This window comes from Sporosarcina sp. P33 (assembly GCF_002077155.1).
Taxonomy (GTDB): Bacteria; Bacillota; Bacilli; order Bacillales_A; family Planococcaceae; genus Sporosarcina.
Genome location: NZ_CP015027.1, coordinates 1,242,476 through 1,260,947, shown reverse-complemented (window position 1 = coordinate 1,260,947; position 18,472 = coordinate 1,242,476). Strand labels below are relative to the sequence as shown.

Annotated in this window: 21 protein-coding genes; 17 read left to right on the top strand and 4 right to left on the bottom strand. The window is 42.4% G+C overall.

Annotated elements, in window-relative coordinates:
* The first annotated feature begins 166 nt into the window (after positions 1–166).
* From SporoP33_RS06370 to SporoP33_RS06345, 6 genes are all read left to right on the top strand, one after another.
* A complete protein-coding gene (locus tag SporoP33_RS06370; protein ID WP_081242944.1) occupies positions 167–1,897 on the top strand; it encodes a peptide ABC transporter substrate-binding protein in 1,731 nt (576 codons plus the stop codon).
* A gap of 179 nt (positions 1,898–2,076) precedes the next feature.
* The gene (opp3b, locus tag SporoP33_RS06365) at positions 2,077–3,009 is read left to right on the top strand and encodes an oligopeptide ABC transporter permease (RefSeq protein ID WP_081242943.1); all 933 of its coding nucleotides are present in this window, start codon (positions 2,077–2,079) and stop codon (positions 3,007–3,009) included.
* Entirely contained in the window at positions 3,009–4,034 is a 1,026-nt protein-coding gene (gene opp3C / locus SporoP33_RS06360) for an oligopeptide ABC transporter permease (RefSeq protein WP_081242942.1), read from the top strand. Before opp3b ends, opp3C begins: the two co-directional genes overlap by 1 nt.
* Before the next feature lie 15 nt (positions 4,035–4,049).
* The gene (locus SporoP33_RS06355) at positions 4,050–5,114 is read left to right on the top strand and encodes an ABC transporter ATP-binding protein (RefSeq protein ID WP_081242941.1); all 1,065 of its coding nucleotides are present in this window, start codon (positions 4,050–4,052) and stop codon (positions 5,112–5,114) included.
* Positions 5,114–6,046: an ABC transporter ATP-binding protein gene (locus SporoP33_RS06350; RefSeq protein ID WP_081242940.1), complete on the top strand. Its 933-nt coding sequence runs from the start codon at positions 5,114–5,116 to the stop codon at positions 6,044–6,046. Before SporoP33_RS06355 ends, SporoP33_RS06350 begins: the two co-directional genes overlap by 1 nt.
* A gap of 405 nt (positions 6,047–6,451) precedes the next feature.
* Positions 6,452–7,186 carry a YtvA family blue-light photoreceptor gene (locus tag SporoP33_RS06345; protein WP_081242939.1) on the top strand — a complete coding sequence of 245 codons (735 nt, stop codon included), beginning with the start codon at positions 6,452–6,454 and terminating at the stop codon, positions 7,184–7,186.
* 50 nt (positions 7,187–7,236) lie between these two features.
* On the opposite strand, the gene SporoP33_RS06340 is transcribed toward SporoP33_RS06345, so the two are convergent.
* The gene (locus SporoP33_RS06340; RefSeq protein WP_196796874.1) at positions 7,237–7,725 is read right to left on the bottom strand and encodes a DinB family protein; all 489 of its coding nucleotides are present in this window, start codon (positions 7,723–7,725) and stop codon (positions 7,237–7,239) included.
* Positions 7,726–7,805: 80 nt separating this feature from the next.
* On the opposite strand from SporoP33_RS06340, the gene SporoP33_RS06335 reads away from it, so the two are divergent.
* The 6 genes from SporoP33_RS06335 to SporoP33_RS06310 all read left to right on the top strand — a co-directional run bounded on the left by SporoP33_RS06335 (position 7,806) and on the right by SporoP33_RS06310 (position 12,271).
* Positions 7,806–8,444 (top strand): pentapeptide repeat-containing protein, encoded by a 639-nt coding sequence (locus SporoP33_RS06335; RefSeq protein ID WP_081242937.1) that lies wholly within the window; start codon positions 7,806–7,808, stop codon positions 8,442–8,444.
* 149 nt (positions 8,445–8,593) lie between these two features.
* Positions 8,594–9,139, top strand: coding sequence for a GNAT family N-acetyltransferase (locus SporoP33_RS06330; protein WP_081242936.1), 546 nt, complete (start codon positions 8,594–8,596; stop codon positions 9,137–9,139).
* Between the two features lie 99 nt (positions 9,140–9,238).
* Complete coding sequence (locus SporoP33_RS06325) at positions 9,239–9,904, top strand: peptide-methionine (S)-S-oxide reductase (RefSeq protein ID WP_231293309.1); 666 nt, start codon at positions 9,239–9,241, stop codon at positions 9,902–9,904.
* Positions 9,905–9,999: 95 nt separating this feature from the next.
* A complete protein-coding gene (locus SporoP33_RS06320) occupies positions 10,000–11,172 on the top strand; it encodes an MFS transporter (protein WP_081242935.1) in 1,173 nt (390 codons plus the stop codon).
* A 12-nt stretch (positions 11,173–11,184) separates the two neighbouring features.
* Entirely contained in the window at positions 11,185–11,775 is a 591-nt protein-coding gene (locus SporoP33_RS06315; RefSeq protein WP_081242934.1) for a histidine phosphatase family protein, read from the top strand.
* Positions 11,759–12,271, top strand: coding sequence for a YcxB family protein (locus tag SporoP33_RS06310; RefSeq protein ID WP_196796873.1), 513 nt, complete (start codon positions 11,759–11,761; stop codon positions 12,269–12,271). Before SporoP33_RS06315 ends, SporoP33_RS06310 begins: the two co-directional genes overlap by 17 nt.
* Before the next feature lie 252 nt (positions 12,272–12,523).
* Here SporoP33_RS06310 and SporoP33_RS06305 read toward each other — a convergent pair whose 3' ends face one another.
* Positions 12,524–12,715, bottom strand: a complete 192-nt coding sequence (locus SporoP33_RS06305; RefSeq protein WP_081242932.1) for a hypothetical protein — start codon at positions 12,713–12,715, stop codon at positions 12,524–12,526.
* 128 nt (positions 12,716–12,843) lie between these two features.
* On the opposite strand from SporoP33_RS06305, the gene SporoP33_RS15970 reads away from it, so the two are divergent.
* Positions 12,844–12,996, top strand: coding sequence for a hypothetical protein (locus SporoP33_RS15970; protein ID WP_155961315.1), 153 nt, complete (start codon positions 12,844–12,846; stop codon positions 12,994–12,996).
* A 51-nt stretch (positions 12,997–13,047) separates the two neighbouring features.
* On the opposite strand, the gene SporoP33_RS06300 is transcribed toward SporoP33_RS15970, so the two are convergent.
* A complete protein-coding gene (locus tag SporoP33_RS06300) occupies positions 13,048–13,794 on the bottom strand; it encodes an AAA family ATPase (RefSeq protein ID WP_081242931.1) in 747 nt (248 codons plus the stop codon).
* A gap of 311 nt (positions 13,795–14,105) precedes the next feature.
* Here SporoP33_RS06300 and SporoP33_RS06295 point away from each other — a divergent pair, with 311 nt between their 5' ends.
* The 3 genes from SporoP33_RS06295 (at position 14,106) to SporoP33_RS16565 (ending at position 16,645) form a co-directional block, all read left to right on the top strand.
* Positions 14,106–14,921: a Cof-type HAD-IIB family hydrolase gene (locus SporoP33_RS06295; RefSeq protein ID WP_081242930.1), complete on the top strand. Its 816-nt coding sequence runs from the start codon at positions 14,106–14,108 to the stop codon at positions 14,919–14,921.
* A gap of 151 nt (positions 14,922–15,072) precedes the next feature.
* Positions 15,073–15,609: an acyl-CoA thioesterase gene (locus SporoP33_RS06290; protein ID WP_081242929.1), complete on the top strand. Its 537-nt coding sequence runs from the start codon at positions 15,073–15,075 to the stop codon at positions 15,607–15,609.
* A gap of 253 nt (positions 15,610–15,862) precedes the next feature.
* Positions 15,863–16,645 carry an ASCH domain-containing protein gene (locus tag SporoP33_RS16565; RefSeq protein WP_081242928.1) on the top strand — a complete coding sequence of 261 codons (783 nt, stop codon included), beginning with the start codon at positions 15,863–15,865 and terminating at the stop codon, positions 16,643–16,645.
* Between the two features lie 168 nt (positions 16,646–16,813).
* On the opposite strand, the gene SporoP33_RS06280 is transcribed toward SporoP33_RS16565, so the two are convergent.
* A complete protein-coding gene (locus SporoP33_RS06280; RefSeq protein WP_081242927.1) occupies positions 16,814–17,515 on the bottom strand; it encodes a YczE/YyaS/YitT family protein in 702 nt (233 codons plus the stop codon).
* 325 nt (positions 17,516–17,840) lie between these two features.
* On the opposite strand from SporoP33_RS06280, the gene wrbA reads away from it, so the two are divergent.
* Positions 17,841–18,464: an NAD(P)H:quinone oxidoreductase gene (gene wrbA / locus SporoP33_RS06275; protein WP_081242926.1), complete on the top strand. Its 624-nt coding sequence runs from the start codon at positions 17,841–17,843 to the stop codon at positions 18,462–18,464.
* The last annotated feature ends 8 nt before the right edge of the window (positions 18,465–18,472 follow it).

Sequence of the window (18,472 nt, the reverse complement as noted above, 5' to 3'; positions counted from 1 at the left end):
AGTGTAAGCAACTACTGTATATCATACAAGAAACGGGTCAAATTGTGTAGAATCTTCATCAATAGTTTAAAATTAAGATAATTATGTTGTTAGCGTTTACATTTATATGTTTTTCTTGTATAATTAAAAAGCTAGTACTTCAAAAACAAAAGGGGAGGTCAACAATTTGAAGAATAAGAAGTGGCTTTTACTTATGGCACTCACGTTAGTGCTAAGTATGTTCTTGGCTGCATGCGGCGGATCCAAAAATGAAGATAAGCCGGCAGCGGACGGAGATGACAAGGACAACGAAGAGGCAACTGAAGAAAAACAGCATCCGAAAGACGAAGACGGAGAACCTGACGCTGAGCAAGTACTATACTTGGCTGAATCTGCTGCTATTCCATCTGTTGACTCATCAATCGTAGAAGATCAGGTTGGCTTCAACGTATTGAACAATATCAATGAAGGTTTATACCGTTTAAACCAGGAAAATATTGCTGAACCTGCAATGGCTGCTGAAGAAGCAGAAGTAAGTGAGGATGGACTGACTTATACATTCAAACTTCGCGATGCAATGTGGTCTGATGAAACACCTGTTACAGCTGACGATTTCGTTTATGCTTGGCAGCGTGCAATCGACCCGGCTACAGGTTCACCATACGGACCATTCATGATGTCTGGCGTAGTAAAAAATGCGACAGCTATCTCTGAAGAAAAAATGGAAGTGTCTGAGCTTGGAGTTAAGGCTGTAGACGAAAAAACGTTTGAAGTAACACTGGAGCGTCCGGTACCTTACTTCTTGTCACTGATGTCATTTGGAACATTCTACCCGCTGAAAGAAGAGTTCGTAACTTCTAAAGCTGATGCATACGCAACAAATTCAGAAAATCTTCTGTCAAACGGTCCATTCGTTTTAACAAAATGGGATGGTACTGGTGACAGCTGGACGTATGTTAAGAACGAACATTACTGGGATGCAGAAAACGTAAAGCTTGATGAAATTCATGTAAACGTTGTAAAAGATTCTGCAACTGCAGTAAAGCTTTATCAGGATGGCAAGCTAGATCGTGCAGGAGTTTCCGGCGACTTGGCTATGCAGTATCGTGATGACGCGGAAGCAGTAATTCAGCCGGAAACGTCTGTATTCTACTTCAAGTTTAACCAAGAGCGCGGTGGAGAAAAAACACCACTTGCGAACGAAAATATCCGTAAAGCAATTGCTAAAGCGTTCGAGAAAAATGACATGGCTGATGTAGTACTGGCTAACGGTTCATTGCCTGCGAACTTCCTAGTTCCAACAAACTTTGCATTTGATGAAGATGAAAAAGATTTCCGTGAGCTGAGCGGAGACCACTTGGAGTATAATGTGGAAGAAGCACAAGAACACTGGAAAAAAGGTTTAGAAGAATTGGGTGTTGACTCTCTTAAATTAGAAATTCTGGGTGGAGACACTGAGCTTTCTAAGAAAATGGACGAGTACTTCAAATCTCAATTAGAAACAAATTTAGAAGGTCTTTCAATTTCATTGAAAGAAGTGCCGTTCTCTGTACGTCTTGACTTAGATGGTAACCAAGACTATGATATTCAAGTATCAGGCTGGGGACCGGATTTCCAAGACCCGATTTCATTCTTGGATCTATTCGTAACAGATGGCACAAACAACTTAATGTCTTACTCTAATCCTGAGTACGATAAATTGATTGAAGATTCCAAAGGCGAGCTGGCACTTAAGCCTAAGGAGCGTTATGAAGCATTTGCAAAAGCCGAGAAAATTCTTCTTGATGAAGACGCTGCCATCGCACCGATTTATCAGCGTGGTTTGATCTTCCTGCACAAGCCATACTTTAAAGGCTTAGTAGATCATCCGTTTGGAGCAGACTACTCATACAAGTGGGCATACATCTCCGGTAAATAATAGCAGCAAAGTATGTATGTAAGTTTCATAGGGGAGAGTATATGGGAATTGATATTCCATATACTCTCTTTTTAGTAACATCGAATAGTTTAAATATTTCAAATGGTGCATTTTGTCGGAAATTGTAGAATAGCTAAATGAATATACAGAAAGAAACTTTCTTGGAGGTGTAACGTACCGTGGTTAAGTATATTGGAAAACGTATAGTATATATGTTCATAACGCTGATGTTAATTGCAACGGCCTCTTTTTTCCTCATGCAAACATTGCCGGGTTCACCAATCGCTTCTTATAACAAATTAAATGATACACAGAAAGCGATTGTTGAAAAGAAGTACGGGATCGATAAACCAAAGCCCGTACAATACGCAATTTATATGAAGAACTTGGCAAAAGGTGATCTGGGAACGTCCTTTGTATTTAAAGGGAAAAGTGTCAACGATCTATTGGCTACAAGATTGAAACCTTCTTTAATCTTGGGAGCGCAAGCGATGGTCTTCGGGACGATTGTCGGAATCCTGCTTGGTATGCTTGCAGCATTGAAGCATAATACATTCTGGGATTATGGAAGCACCTTCTTTGCCATACTCGGTATTTCCATTCCGTCCTTTGTATTTGCGTCATTACTGCAGTATTGGATTGCTTCTGAATGGCATCTGTTACCGGTCGGTTTGTGGAATGACGGTTGGAAGTCCAGTGTCCTGCCATCGCTTGCACTCGCTATGGGGCCGCTAGCCCTATCCGCGCGTTTCATACGGACTGAGATGATAGAAGTATTAAATTCAGATTATATTATATTGGCTAAAGCAAAGGGAGCGAACGGTTTCGAAATCGCTTTTAAACATGCTTTCCGAAACGCGCTGATTCCATTAATCACAGTGCTCGGGCCATTGGCTGCCGGATTGGTTACAGGCTCGCTCGTTGTGGAACAAATTTTTGCTATTCCGGGAATTGGTGAACAATTCGTATCGTCTATCATGACGAATGATCATGCAACGATTATGGGTACGACGCTATTGTTCTCTGCCTTCCTAATTTTAGTTATTTTTATTGTGGATATTTTATACGGAATTATTGATCCGCGTATCCGCGTGGCAGGAGGTAAGGGATAATGAGCAACGAATTTGAAGAAAAAAAGATAACGCACGAAGACTTTGAACGAATCACAATTGACGCTGATAAAGCAGAACGGATAGAAAAACCAAGTTTGAGCTTTTGGCAAGATACATGGCTTGGTCTTCGTAAAAATAAAGCAGCGATCATCAGCATGGTCATACTATTATTGATTGGGCTGATGGCATTAATTGGCCCGTATTTAACTGGACATGCCGGCGATGCACAAAACTTGCGCCATGCCAACCTGCCTCCTAAAATTCCGGGGATTGAAGCGACAGGTTTCTTTGATGGAGAAGGTAAACTCGCAGGTAAAAAAGTAAATTTGTATGAAATGAAAAAGGTTGATGAATATTATTGGTTCGGTACAGATGGTCTCGGCCGCGATTTATTTACACGGCTATGGGAAGGTACTCGTGTATCCCTGTTTATCGCATTTGTTGCAGCGGCAATTGATATGGTCATCGGCGTTGCATACGGCGGGATTTCAGGATACTTCGGCGGCCGCACCGATGATATTATGCAGCGGATCGTTGAAATACTAATCGGCATACCGACTTTGATTGTTGTCATCTTAATGATCATGATTATGGATCCGGGTATCGCTGCAATCATTGTCGCGATCACCATAACCGGCTGGATTGGAATGTCACGGATTGTCCGTGCCCAAACATTGAAATATAAATCACAGGAATTCGTTCTTGCTTCACGCACACTTGGAGCTAAGGACGGAAAAATTATCACCAGACATTTATTGCCGAATATGCTTGGTATTATCATCATCAATACGATGTTTACAATTCCGAACGCGATTTTCTTTGAAGCATTCTTAAGCTTTATTGGAATCGGGCTTCAGCCGCCGGCGGCATCGTTAGGTACATTGATTAATGATGGCTATAAAGTGATGGAGAACCAGCCGTATGTCCTTCTGTTCCCGGCGATTGTCATCAGTATTTTAATGATTGCATTTAACTTGATCGGTGACGGACTGCGCGATGCGTTAGATCCGAAGATGAAAGATTAAGAGGAGGAGAGCAAGTTGACGAAAATTTTAGAAGTAAAAGACCTCGAGCTTTCCTTCCATACATTTGCAGGTGAAGTGAAAGCGATCCGTGGAGTGAACTTTGATTTGCTTACAGGTGAAACACTCGCTATCGTGGGAGAGTCAGGATCCGGAAAATCGGTAACGACAAAATCAATCATGCGCTTGCTTCCTGAGTCAAGTGCCGAATATAAAAACGGCGAAATCATATTTGAAGGAAAAGATTTAACGAAAATTCCTGAAAAGGATATGCAAAAAATACGCGGAAAAGATATATCAATGATCTTCCAGGATCCGATGACATCATTAAATCCTACGATGACGATCGGCAAACAGATCATGGAGCCGATTTTAAAACACCAGAAGCTAAATAAATCACAGGCTAAGGAAAAAACGATTGAATTATTGAATCTCGTGGGTATTCCGAATGCTGAAAACCGCTATAAAATGTACCCTCACCAGTTTTCAGGCGGTCAGCGTCAGCGTATCGTTATCGCAATTGCGCTCGCATGCAACCCGAAAATACTGATAGCTGATGAGCCGACGACGGCACTTGATGTAACCATTCAAGCGCAAATATTAGAATTAATGAAAGAAATTCAAAGCAAAATTGATACATCTATCATCTTCATCACACATGATCTGGGCGTTGTAGCAAACGTTGCAGACCGTGTGGCAGTGATGTATGGCGGCAGAATTGTGGAGATCGGCACAGTTGATGAAATCTTCTATAATCCGCAGCATCCTTATACATGGGGATTGCTTAGCTCAATGCCGTCCATGGATTTGGCGGATCAAAAGCTGTATGCAATTCCGGGGACGCCGCCTGACTTATTGAATCCGCCAAAAGGGGATGCATTCGCACTGCGCAGTGAGTATGCAATGAAAATTGATATGGAGCGTCAGCCGCCATTCTTCAAGGTGAGTGACACGCATTATGCAGCGACGTGGTTATTGCACGAACAGGCGCCGCAAGTTGAACCGCCTGCGGTGATTATTGAGCGGATGAAAACATTCCCTGGCAGTCGATACTATGTCGATCAGACTGGAGGTACTGTGTAATGGCAGACCAATTAATTGAAGTGCGAAATCTAAAACAATACTTTAATGCAGGAAAAGCATCTGAAGTCCGTGCAATTGATGATATCAGCTTTACAATCAAGCGCGGTGAAACATTTGGCCTGGTGGGAGAGTCGGGATGCGGCAAGTCTACAACAGGCCGTACAATGATTCGACTGTATGATGCAACGGCAGGACAGGTTCTCTATGACGGAGTAGATGTTCACGCACCGAAAAGCAAACAAGAAAATCACGCCTTGAACCGGAAGATGCAAATGATCTTTCAAGATCCTTATGCCTCTTTGAATCCGCGGATGAAAGTGCTGGATATTATAGCAGAAGGACTGGATATACACGGTCTGGTGAAAGGCAAGAAAGAACGGAAACAACGTGTCATTGAGTTGCTCGAAACCGTTGGATTAAACCGTGAACATGCTGAGCGTTATCCCCATGAATTTTCAGGCGGCCAGCGCCAGCGCATCGGAATTGCCCGTGCATTGGCTGTTGACCCTGAATTCATCATTGCAGATGAACCCATTTCTGCATTGGACGTTTCCATTCAAGCGCAAGTTGTGAACTTGCTGAAGGAGCTTCAGGAAGAAAAAGGTTTGACGTATTTATTTATCGCACACGATTTGTCGATGGTGAAATACATTTCTGACCGGATTGGTGTAATGTACTTTGGTAAACTGGTGGAGATGGCTCCGGCAGATGAATTATACCGAAATCCAATGCATGCTTATACAAAATCTTTGCTGTCAGCAATTCCGCTGCCGGATCCTATTTATGAGCGTTCACGTGTACGCAGACCGTATAATCCGAAAGACCATCAATATGGGCCGGATGAAAAAGTAGAATTCCGCGAGGTTGCTCCTGAACATTTTGTGTTATGTTCGGAAAAAGAATTCAAAGCGATGCAGGCTGCACGTATATAAAACGGAGGAGGCTGGGACAAAACTAAAAAAAGTCCGTTCCCCTGCGCTCCAAAAGGCACGCTTTCCGCGGGGCGCGCTTGAGCCTCCTCGTCGCTGGCGCTCCTGCGGGGTCTCAACATTCGCGCTAAATCCCGCAGGAGTCGGCCTTTTTCCGCTCCGGTCCACTCAAATGCTTTGCAAAGTATTTAATAAAAAATAGACATAAAAAAGCGTAAAGGAATAAACTTTACGCTTTTTTTATATTTTGTCCCAGTCTGTTTATTTTAAAAAGAAATTCGGCGAACTATTCAAATTTATTATACAAAACGCAAAAGCATATGCTACGATAAAACAATAACAAGTATTTGATATGGATGGGATGTGTAGAGAATTAGAAACTTACCGGATACAGTACAAAGACAGCTGATGGAAGCGTTAATTGACGGCAGCCGGGTTTCGGCGCTGGTTACCGACGTCTCCCTTGAAGACAATCCTATAATCTATACTAATAAAACTTTTGAAACTATGACGGGATACACGCAAGAAGAAGCGCTTGGCCGCAACTGCAGATTTCTTCAAGGTGCAGATACGGATCCGTCCAGTGTGATGAAAATCAGAAGAGCAATTTCAGAGAGAGTGCCAATTACAGTCGTACTGAAGAATTATAAAAAAGACGGGACAATGTTTTGGAACCGTCTCAGTATCCGTCCGGTTGTGATCGAAGGCAAAGACTATTTCATTGGTACGCAGACAGACGTCTCGGTGCAATACAGACAGATAGAAGAATTACATAGTAAAGACAATGAAATCGAACAGCTCATGCTGCCGATCATGATGATTTATGACAATCTCGCTGCCGTTTCATTAATTGGTCAAATGAATGAGGAACGCTTTAATCTTTTAATCATGAAACTGAGCGACTTCGTACATTCCCGGGAAGTGGATCATGTACTTCTAGATATTACGGGGCTATATTGGGAGGAAGGCACATCGATTGACCGGTTGCTGGAAATTCAGCAAGTACTGGATTTAATGGGCAGTCAGCTCTACATTACAGGTGTGTCACCGCAGCTTGCACGAAAACTGGCAGCAGTAAAGGATCCGGCAGAAGTGCTGAAAACTTTCGCCAGCATACAGCAGGCACTTCAGCATATTCACTAGCAATCAGAAAAGACCTCTGCCGCAATATAAAGTTGCAGCAGAGGTCTTTATTAAATACCAAGTTGTTCTTTCACTTCTTTAATTTGTTCAATATGACGCAATTCATGATACCCTACAAAAGGAATCCATTGTTTGAGATTCATCTCGCCGAAAACAGGATGCGGATGAGATTTCACTTCCAAATGTTCAGCAGGCGTGTTCTCTGCCAACACATGTAATGCAGAGTGGGTGGCTGATAATTGCGCTTTCAATTCCTCAAGCGCGGAAAAGTCCCCGGTGGGTGTTACGAAATCAGGTGCCTCTACTTTGGTGGAGCGTTGAACAGCGAGTTGGATCGGTTTATCTGTGGCCAGATTCTGCCCATTAGAAGCGAGCCGGGTCTGTATAATTTTCGTTACCCCGCCTTCCATGAGGCAAAGGTGCTGCAAAATCTGTTTAACGGACCATCTGTCTTCGGCTGGTTTCCGGTTAATATCTTCATCGGACAGATGTTCAACCTGAGCTAGAAGCTGTTTTCGTGCTTGATCATTGATTTCCATAATCGTCACCCCTTTTCGCAATAATACCATGTACATAATTGTAAGTCCTGTAACAGAACTTAGAATAAGGAGTCGGTAAAATGAAACGTAATCAGCCCCGAATACCAGAACAATTGACATCTGTACAATTGCAGGATGCAATGCATGAAGAGGATCCTTATGTACTGAACGCCAGCGTTATAGATTCCAGACTGGATGGACAGACAATTGAGCGTGCTCATTTTACAGCTGCGCACATTAAGAACACCAGCTTTCAAGGTTCGGTGTTACCCGGATTATTTCTAACGGACGTACGGTTTGAGAACTGTGATTTTTCCAATGCGGACTTGACAGGGATCAGTATTCACCGCGCCAGTTTTCACAATTGTAAAATGCTCGGTGTAAACTTTACAGAAGCGCGGTTCACGGACGTTCTGTTTGAAGAATGTATATGCAATCTGTCAGCCTTTGTCCATGCAAAGTGGGAGAGGGTATGGTTTGAAACGTGTCAGTTGAAAGATGCGGACTTCTTCGACTGTCAATTAAAACATACTTATTTTGCAGAATGCAACTTAGAGTCATGCAGTTTTGATGAAACACCGCTGAAAGGTGTCGAGCTAAGAACATCAGAATTTGAACATATGACCATATCGATGGAAGATTTGGACGGATGCATTGTGTCTTCGGTTCAAGCCGTGCAATTTGCGGCAATGATGGGTTTAGATATTCGCGATGAATGAGGTGGACCAGAAATAATAGTGAGCCGCTCCGAGTATATTGAAGCAGACTGCTTATTAGTATTATGGCTATCTCTAATTACTTGGCATAATCATATAGCTATTCAGGGAATTTGTATGTCCAGCAGGTATATGACGAAAGGAGCTTAACTATGTTTGTACATCATGTAACAGATGATATATCTTTGAAATTAATGAGCCAAAAAGATGCAGGAGAGCTGTTTGCTTTAGTCGATCAATCACGGGAGCATCTGCGGGAATGGCTGCCGTGGGTCGATTCAATAAAAAGTGCAGATCAGTACGGTCCGATTATTACTGCGTGGCTGCGGCAATTTGCTGAGGAAGATGGATTTCAGGCAGGGGTTCTTTATAAGGGCGAGTTAGCCGGCATGGCCGGATTTCATTCGGTGAACTATGTAAATAAACAAACGAGCATCGGCTATTGGCTTGCGGAAGCGTATGAGGGAAAGGGCATTATGACAGCCGCAGTATCTTCACTGCTTGACTATGCGTTTGATGAATATAATGTACACCGTGTGGAAATTAGATGCGGGGCAGATAATAGGAAAAGTTTCGCTATACCTGAACGTTTAGGTTTCCATAAAGAAGGGGTCATCCGTGACGGAGAATTCCTGTATGATCACTATCATGATTTAATTGTGTACAGCAAGTTGAAGGAAGAATGGAAAAAACATTAAAAATCATCATATATTTTATGCAGAGTCCCAGCCAAATGGACTCTGTTTTTTTACCGTCATTTTTTGGTATAGTAGAACTAAGCAAAGGAGTGAATCAGCTTGTTTACTGTCATTGAAGCAGAAAATGAATTAATCTCCAATAGACAGCTCGAAACCGCGACGTTTGGTATGGGCTGTTTCTGGGGTCCAGAAGCCCGGTTTGGCAGTCTGCCGGCTGTCATACGAACTCGAACAGGCTACGCAGGAGGAACAACGGAAAATCCGACGTATAGAACGATGGCTGATCATACAGAAACAGTGGAAATTGATTTTGATCCGGCAATAAGCAGCTTTCAGGAAATACTGCTTCATTTTTGGCGCAATCATTATCCAAATCGCGATCAATATAAGGGACAGCAGTCTGTATCCTCGCTGCGCTATCATAATGAACAGCAAAAACGGACTATTGAGCTGGTGAAGGCGGAGATGGAAAAAGAACTCGGTGAAATGATTGAAACAGAAATCACACCGCTGGCCCACTTTACGTTAGCTGAGGAACGCCATCAAAAGTATTATATAAAACGCTACCCAAAAATACTCGAACAATTACAGTCACTCTATCCAACTGAACAGTCTATGAGAAATTCCACTTTTGCTGCCAGACTGAATGGATTTGTCAAAGGATTTGTCACGCGTGATCAAATTGTAACTGAAATTCAGTGCTGGCCGGTCGCTGAAATTGCACGACGGCAGCTTATTGAACATTTTTTGAATTTGAAGTGGTAAAACATGAATAACACACGTCTTTACTTCTTGTAACTTCCTTCCGTGCTTGCTATGATGTTCCAATATCAACTTAGAAAGAACGTAGGAGAGAGTACATGAAAAAGGAATCTATTACGTTAGGGCTGCTGTTGACCAATTTACTGATTGCTTTTTTAGGAATTGGACTGGTTATTCCTGTCATGCCGAGATTAATGAACGAATTACATATAACCGGTACGGTAGTGGGCTATATGGTTGCGATTTTTGCCATGGCCCAGCTGCTCGTTTCACCTATTTCAGGAAAATGGGTTGACACTTTCGGCCGAAAGAAAATGATTGTAGCCGGCCTGGTGATTTTCAGTACATCCGAGTTCCTGTTCGGGATTGGACAAACATTACCTGTTCTTTTTGCATCCCGTATTTTAGGCGGCATCAGTGCGGCATTCATCATGCCGGCGGTGACTGCGTTTATTGCAGATATCACTACAATGGAAACGCGTTCCAAAGCATTAGGCTTCATGTCGGCGGCTATTTCCACAGGGTTTATTCTCGGCCCGGGAATAGGCGGTTTCTTAGCAGGCTTTGGCACGCGGGTTCCGTTCTTTTTTGCGGGCGGACTCGCTTTATTTGCAGCCGTCTTTTCCTTCATCGTCCTGCGGGAGCCTGACCGCTATCAGGAAGCGGTGACGGAGGACGAAAGTAAGCCTGGATTAAAACGTATCTTTGCTCCTCATTATTTTATTGTGTTTATTATTATTCTTATTTTATCTTTTGGTTTGGCTTCATTTGAATCGATTTTCAGTTTGTTTGTTGACCATAAATTTGGCTTCACACCAAAAGATATCGCCATCATCATTACAGGAAGCGGACTGGTCGGAGCGGTTGCACAAGTGCTGCTTTTTGATAAACTTGCGAGAACAATTGGTGAAAAGAGACTGATTTTATTCTGCCTGATATTTTCTGCATTTCTCGTGTTCCTGGCAACATTCGTGCAAAGTTATTTCGCTGTGCTTGCGGTAACGATGATTATTTTCGTAGGGTTTGACCTCATCCGTCCTGCTGCCACTTCCTATCTGTCCAAAATCGCGGGAAATGAACAGGGATTTGTAGGCGGAATGAACTCGATGTTCACAAGTATCGGTAATGTTTTCGGACCTGTTATAGGAGGAGCATTATTTGACATTGATGTGGATTATCCGTTCTACTTCGGAGCATTCGTCCTGCTGCTTGGGGTAGCACTGAATTACTTGTGGATTAAAAGGACGCCGGCATTCAGACCGAATATATAGGGGGAGATTTCATTGACCATTATTGGCTTTATTCGACACGGCGTGACGGCATGGAACAAAGAAGGCCGCGCACAGGGAAGCTCGAATATACCGCTGGATGAAGAAGGTGTAGAAACCGCCCGGAAATTGGCGGAGCGTCTGGCCGAAGAAAAGTGGGATATTATCTTCACCAGCCCAATGATACGCGCCAGGCAGACAGCGGATTTACTTGCGGAACAATCCGGCGTACCTGTTGTCGAAGATGACCGCCTGCGCGAAAGAAGCGGCGGATTGATTGAAGGAACGACAGAACAGGAGCGGCTGCAGAAATGGGGGCCAAAGTGGCGGGAGCTGGATTTGAAATTTGAAACGGCAGAAAGCGTGATTGCCAGAGGACTTGAATTTGTAAATGAAAAAATTAGCGAAAATCCTGATCAGCGTCTGCTGATTGTCAGCCATGGGAGCTTCATCAAACGGATTATAGCTGCGCTGATGGAGGATTCACAATATGCCGTAACAATTGATAATACATCGCTGACTGTAATAGACGCAGAAAAGAAAAGCTGTCTGCTATTAAATGACACCGCGCACTTGGCAGGAGGATCCTATGGAGATTCAGTATAAATTAACAGAAGAAGATGTAGTGGCATTCAATTTGTATCATGTAAAACATTCTAAAGTCGGGAAAAACTCGTTGCAGTGGCAACGATACATATCCCCATTAATATTTTTGCTGTTTGCATACTTCCTATCTGTATTTACGGAGATGCCAAAAGGGCCATTGTTTGCTGCATTTGGAATCACAGCGGTATTGTGGGTGATCTTCTATCCGAAGTATTTTTATTTTCATATTACCCGGCAGGTACGTAAGATGCTGAAAGAAGGCAAGAATGAAGGATTAGTCGGAGAACATCTGATGAAGATGAACAAAGCGGGAATTACGGATAAGACTTCTGTAGGCGAAACAGCTGTGCAGTGGACGGGAGTAAAGCAGCTGAGAGAAGATGCGGAGTATTTTTACGTGTACACGAGTACGGTAAGTGCGTATATTATACCGAAGCGGGATGTGTATTCGGCGGATGGATTCAAGTCGTATGTCCGGAAGCGAATGTTAGCCTGATAAGATAGGAAGCATTCGTGTGATCATTAGACAGTGCGTTTACGATTGCTGACTCTGAACGGAACTTCTTGAAAATAATTCTTAGTAAAAAAGAATGGCCCTTGAAGTTCGTAACTTCGGGACATTCTTTTTATTATGCTCTTAAACGCCGGACTCAATTACCAGTTACGTTCAGTTCCTAAACGAATTTTTACTTTACTCTTTTGCATTGGCGGCTCTGACTTGCTGTTCTTCTTTCGGGTTCAAACAGACTTATCTTTTTCCAGGTTTCATTTCTTGTAAGCCGATACGCATTGCAGCAATAGCGCTTGTTAGATTTAATATGACAGCAATCGCCAAAAGTGCCCACATGACTTTTTCAGGCAGATCGAGAAAAATAGCTAAAAATAAAAGAGTGAAGCCGATCACCAGCATGAGTATATAGATAGACAATTTCTTGCGCACAAAGGAGTCCACCTTTCTTAGATTCTTCCCTCATTGTAGCATGAAAAATCAGGTATTCTAAAATGTGTGTTTTTATTTTGAGTAACTGGGGAATAATAAAGTTACAAATTCAGACAGGAGTGTGTGAAATGACAAAAAGTTATGCAGATACACCTGAACATGACCAAGATAGGAGTTCATCCAAGATCGCAAACGATGCAGCGAAGGCAGCTGAAGAGCAAGTGGAAGAAATAAAGAAAGAAGCAAGGCGAGAAGTGCAGAATAAAAACGGAAAAGAATAAAGTCAAAAAGCGATTATTTCCGAGGAAATAATCGCTTTTTATCGTCTGAATTTATTTCAGCAGATAATGCAGCATTCGATCTTTATCATCAAAAAACTGCTTCATAATTTGGTAATGGCTTGTCTCTTCTATTGTCGCTTCCTGTGCACCTTCATTTGTAAATTCGATAATCTTCGCGTCAGGGTAGGATAGGAGTAGCGGTGAGTGTGTTGCAATAATGAACTGTGAACCTTTGCCAACCAAGTCATGAATCCTGCTCAACATAGAAAGTTGACGCATGGGAGATAGTGCAGACTCCGGTTCATCCAATAAATAGATTCCGTTACCTCTAAAGCGATGAATGAATGTCGACCAAAAGGATTCGCCGTGTGACTGTTCATGCAATGATTTCCCGCCAAAACCGTCTATAATACGGGGGCTCGGACCTGGTGAACTGTCCAACTCCTCAATCGTCGTTGCCAGGTTATAGAACGTTTCGGCACGAAGAAAGAAACCGTCAGCGGGGCGAATCACGCCTTTGATGAGAGTGATGTATTCGTCCAATATAGAATGTGAATCATACGTAGAAAAGTTGAAATGCAGAGAACCGCCTTCAGGATTGAAACCTGCTGCCACTGCGATAGCTTCGAGCAGTGTAGACTTCCCTGTACCATTTTCGCCTACAAAGAAAGTAACATTTGGATGAAGTTCTAACTCTTCTAAAGTGCATATACTAGGCAAATGAAACGGATAGTCAATAAAAGATGGAACAGAATCACGTTTCAAACGGATACGACGAATGTATTGATCAGATTGCATACTGTATTCCCCCTTTGTATAACTATACTATAATAGTGCCTAACTATTTCTAGAAAGCTCCAGTTCACTGGATTTCCTGCTCCAGACTATCCCTTCATGTTTTCTTCCTCCTCAATCTTTAGTCCGAAATTGACTCTGTGCCCTGCATCGGTAAATCAGCGTGCTTTAAGCAATTTCACAGCAATTTACCAAATGAATTGGTAGACTACATGGTATATAGCCGCCTGGCATACAGCGTCAGCAAGACGATGTACGGATAGATCAGAAAAGGAAAATTGAAAGTAAACGAATAGAAGGAAGGGGAAACGAAAATGAATTCGGATAAAAAAATTGTGTTTTTTGATTTGGACGGAACGTTAATGAATCATGATAAAACAATTTTAGAATCGACAAAGCAATCGCTTAAAGCATTGCAAGATAAAGGAATTTATACTGTCATTTGCACAGGCAGGGCACCGCTAATGTTTCAATGGCTGCTGGAGGAGTTATCGTTCGACTCCTACATATCTATGAACGGACAGCATGCTGTACTGGAAGGGAAAGAAATCTATTCGAATCCTATTGAGCGTGAAATCCTGCATCAGCTTACAGAGCTTGCTCATAAAAACGGACATGGTTTAACGTATGCCACGTTTGAATCGTTCGTAACAAATGCCGATGCGCATCCGCTCGTACAAGGAGGAACATCTCGTTTGAAAATACCTTATCCGCCAGTAGACCCGCAAGTATACGTTCATTCCGATGTTAATCAGGTGCAGATCTATTCCAGTCCTAACGAAATGGAAGAGTATATGAATGTATTTAAAGACTATACATTTATTCGGTGGGATGAATGCTCAGTCGATATGCTGCCTAATGGCGCCTCAAAAGCAATAGGTATTCAAAAAATGCTCGAATACTTACAGATCCCTGTCGAAAACAGCTACGCATTCGGCGATGGTGAAAATGATATGGAAATGATTAAGACCGTTGGCACTGGTATTGCAATGGATAATGCAATTCCTGAGTTAAAAGAAATTGCTGATTTTATTACAGCATCATGCGCTGAGGATGGAATTATGAAAGGTCTGCTGGGAACAGGTCTGTTGGAAGAAAAGGATCTGCCGATGCTTCAAGAAAGCAAGTAATACCAATAGAAGAAATGTAAATGGAAGTCTATTCTTGACAGTTGTGTGAACGAGGCGTATATTTAGATGATATACAAAAAAGGAATATTTTAATTTTTCAAATTACTTATAAAGTAATTTGCTGCACAATCCAGAGGAGGCTTCATTTACAATGAAACTAGAAAAGCAGTGTCGGGAATCAAGGGTCGTACGTACGAGCAGGGTGTTTCCGAACGACGTTAACAATCATAACACATTGTTTGGCGGACGTTTAATGAGCGATATTGATCAAATTGCATCGATTTCTGCAGCTCGGCACAGCAGAGCAGATTGTGTCACGGCATCTATGGATTCTGTTGACTTTCTGTATCCGATCCGTCCTTCCGATTCAGTATGCTTTGAGTCGTATGTGACTTGGACCGGGACATCTTCCATGGAAATATTCGTGAAAGTCATTGCGGAAGATTTGGCTACCGGCGTATGTAAAATTGCGGCGACTTCATTGTTAACGTTTGTGGCACTGGATAAAGATAAAAAGCCTTTAACCGTTCCCCGTGTTATCCCTGTAACAGAAGAGGAAAAATATTTGCATGAAACCGCACCGCAGCGGGCTGAAATCCGTAAAATGAGAAAGCAGCAAAGTAAAGATTTGGCTACGGTATTAACGAACAATTATCCATGGCATGAACCTGCTCAAGTGAATGCATAAATGATGCCGTCGAAGTATGCTGGCGAAATTTCAGTAAAAATAATGTATAACTTTCGACAGGATAACACACACTGATAAAAGATAGGACGTTCTCTAATTTACATACTTGGAGGATACCTATCTTTTTTGTTTTGATAACATGAATTATTTACATATACCACAGAAATATAAATTGTCAGTAACTTTCCCAAAAAGCAGTCTGGTGAAGGTATAATAGAAATCATCAACTGAAAGATAAGGAGAATGAATAACTATGGCTGCAACAATTACTCCGGAAGAATTATATAAGAAAATAGAAGCTCGGGAGGATTTTCTGCTGGTGGATGTGCGTGCAGAAGATAAATACAATCATTTTCATATTGAAGGTGATGCTGTCCAAGAGTTGAACTTGCCGAAAACCAACATATTTCAGCTAGAAGAAGAACACAGCCAAAGCCTGCCGGAATTACCGGCCGACAAAAAAATGGTGATTACGTGTACGACAGGAAACTCTGCGGCCAGATGCGCAGCCATTCTTTCTGACCGTAATTATCATGCAGTCGTGCTGGAAGGCGGAATCACTGCATGGAAAGAGTACGTAAGCAGAAAATCGGTCATTCAAATGTGGGAAAAATATAAAGAAATTCAGCCCGAAGCCCCTGACCGCTACGAAGCATGGTCTTTTGGTGATTCAAAAGAGATGGCGGATAATTTGTTGAATTTGACGGCAGCAGGAGTTAAAACGGCAACCGCATCGAACTATCTCCTGTATCAAGCGGAAAATGAACCGTTGCCCGAGCCGGGTCTTCATAATATTATTCTCGATGGTGACGGCATAGCAGCAGCGATTGTTGAAACGACATCGGTGGAAGTAGTTCCTTTCAATGAAGTGACGGAAGAGCATGCATACCTGGAAGGGGAAGGGGATCGCTCTCTTCGCTATTGGAGGGAAGTCCATGAGGCATTTTTTACGAAAGAGCTGAAAGAGATCAACGGGGATTTTTACGACACGATGCCGGTCGTTTGTGAGAAGTTTCGTTTAGTATATAAGAAATAATTAGCATGTAGGACAGTGGGCGGTAAGGCAGCCCTTATTCGTTCATCAACCTAAACTTTTTCAGAAGTCATCCGCAGCGTTAAACTTTATAACTCCCAGTCACAAAAGGAGATGCCCTGGAAGCCGTATTGCTTCGACTTACGGAACATCTCCTTTTGTACTATACGTTCATTTGTGCAGGGGCCCAGGCAATTCTTTTTCTTTTGCCGTCAAATCCTTTTTGCTAGTAAGTACCCAGCTCTGAAGCGCGGGCTGGAAACGAGGCATGGCATAACCAAGGATCTTTCCGATGAAATACGCTGCCAATAGAGTACCGATTCCAATAGCTCCGAGCGTATGGATAAATACTAAACAGATGATGCCTGCCAATACTACATTCAGCAAGTCGCTGGTGATCTTTGCTTTCCCAAATTTCATTTTGAATCGGTCACTAATAACATACGTTAAGGCATCGTAAGGCATTAATGGTAATTTCGCGGTGAAATAGGCCAGCAATCCGGCAGAAATAACATACAGACTGACTGCTAAGTATATGTATCTTCCCAGCAGTGTTTCAGGAGCAGACAATAATTGAACGATTGCCAGTGTCAGATCCATGAAAACACCAAATAGAAATACGATTATCAGCTGAACGATGAATTCACGCAGTCCAATACGTTTTTCTGTCAACAGAATCTGAATAAAAACAAATAGAATATTTGCTAATACAGTGGTAGTCCCAATAGTTAATCCTGAAGTGAGTGAAATCGCGTATGCTAAAGATGATACGGGGGAGACGCCGAGGTTTGCCTGTATTGAAAAGCTGACACCTAACGATAATAAAAATAATCCTGTTATATATAGAATGAGTCGTTTCGTAATACTATTCATATTGGATAAGGACCTCAGCTTTCTGACTCGTTATATCCATTTTAGCATGGAATAGGAAATATGAATAATATATAATTATAAGAGAACGCATACATAAAACAACTAGTAAAGTAATAAATAGTGGGCAAGTTCAACGGATAAAACAGCGCCCCAATGGGAAATAAGGAACCAGCGGACTCTAGTTCCAGTAGAATAGAAAACTATATTGGTAAAAAAAGTGCATGATTTTTATTTGGCCGGAAACAGTTAGCGGTTCATTCAGTCAATTATTGACCGAATGAGGATAGTTGCTGGCTGTTCAATAGATGTAAGGAGGGAGCCGTCGGTGGCGAATGTAAATTTAGCAGTTATATATTATAGTGCGACAGGCACGAATTATCAGCTCGCCAGATGGGCAGCGGAAAGCGGTCAGCAGGCCGGTGCGCAAGTAAAAGTGCTGCGTGTGGAGGAATTGGCATCACAAGATGTAATTGACAAAAATGAAGCCTGGAAAGCGCATAGAGAAAAAGCGAAAGATGTGCCTATAGCGACGGTCGAGGATCTGGTATGGGCAGATGCAATCATTTTCAGTGTGCCGTCAAGATTTGGAAATATTCCATCTGAGATGAAACAATATCTAGACGGGACAGGAGAAGTTTGGTCACAAGGCAAGCTGGTTAATAAGGTAGTCAGTGCAATGTCCTCAGCTGATCATCCGCATGGCGGTCAGGAATCGACCATTAAGGCACTTTACACGACAATGATGCATTGGGGTGCAATTATTGCAGCGCCGGGTTATTCTGATCCTTCGATATTTTTAGCTGGCGGGAACCCATACGGAACCAGCGTAACAGTGGATAAAGAACATCATCAGATTAAAGATGCAGAAAGTGCGGTAAGGTACCAGGGAGCGCGTACAGTTACTATTTCCTCTTGGATTAAACAGGGACGCAACAGGTGGAATGAATAGAACGCAGC

What these genes read in the sequence shown, in the direction of transcription:
- SporoP33_RS06300 (WP_081242931.1), bottom strand. Translation starts at nt 13,794, where the DNA reads ATGCAATCTGATCAATACATTCGTCGTATCCGTTTGAAACGTGATTCT.
- SporoP33_RS06335 (WP_081242937.1), top strand. Translation starts at nt 7,806, where the DNA reads ATGAAACGTAATCAGCCCCGAATACCAGAACAATTGACATCTGTACAA.
- SporoP33_RS06330 (WP_081242936.1), top strand. Translation starts at nt 8,594, where the DNA reads ATGTTTGTACATCATGTAACAGATGATATATCTTTGAAATTAATGAGC.
- SporoP33_RS06340 (WP_196796874.1), bottom strand. Translation starts at nt 7,725, where the DNA reads ATGGAAATCAATGATCAAGCACGAAAACAGCTTCTAGCTCAGGTTGAA.
- SporoP33_RS06345 (WP_081242939.1), top strand. Translation starts at nt 6,452, where the DNA reads ATGGAAGCGTTAATTGACGGCAGCCGGGTTTCGGCGCTGGTTACCGAC.
- SporoP33_RS16565 (WP_081242928.1), top strand. Translation starts at nt 15,863, where the DNA reads ATGGCTGCAACAATTACTCCGGAAGAATTATATAAGAAAATAGAAGCT.
- SporoP33_RS06280 (WP_081242927.1), bottom strand. Translation starts at nt 17,515, where the DNA reads ATGAATAGTATTACGAAACGACTCATTCTATATATAACAGGATTATTT.
- opp3C (WP_081242942.1), top strand. Translation starts at nt 3,009, where the DNA reads ATGAGCAACGAATTTGAAGAAAAAAAGATAACGCACGAAGACTTTGAA.
- SporoP33_RS06320 (WP_081242935.1), top strand. Translation starts at nt 10,000, where the DNA reads ATGAAAAAGGAATCTATTACGTTAGGGCTGCTGTTGACCAATTTACTG.
- SporoP33_RS06295 (WP_081242930.1), top strand. Translation starts at nt 14,106, where the DNA reads ATGAATTCGGATAAAAAAATTGTGTTTTTTGATTTGGACGGAACGTTA.
- SporoP33_RS06290 (WP_081242929.1), top strand. Translation starts at nt 15,073, where the DNA reads ATGAAACTAGAAAAGCAGTGTCGGGAATCAAGGGTCGTACGTACGAGC.
- SporoP33_RS15970 (WP_155961315.1), top strand. Translation starts at nt 12,844, where the DNA reads ATGACAAAAAGTTATGCAGATACACCTGAACATGACCAAGATAGGAGT.
- SporoP33_RS06310 (WP_196796873.1), top strand. Translation starts at nt 11,759, where the DNA reads ATGGAGATTCAGTATAAATTAACAGAAGAAGATGTAGTGGCATTCAAT.
- SporoP33_RS06350 (WP_081242940.1), top strand. Translation starts at nt 5,114, where the DNA reads ATGGCAGACCAATTAATTGAAGTGCGAAATCTAAAACAATACTTTAAT.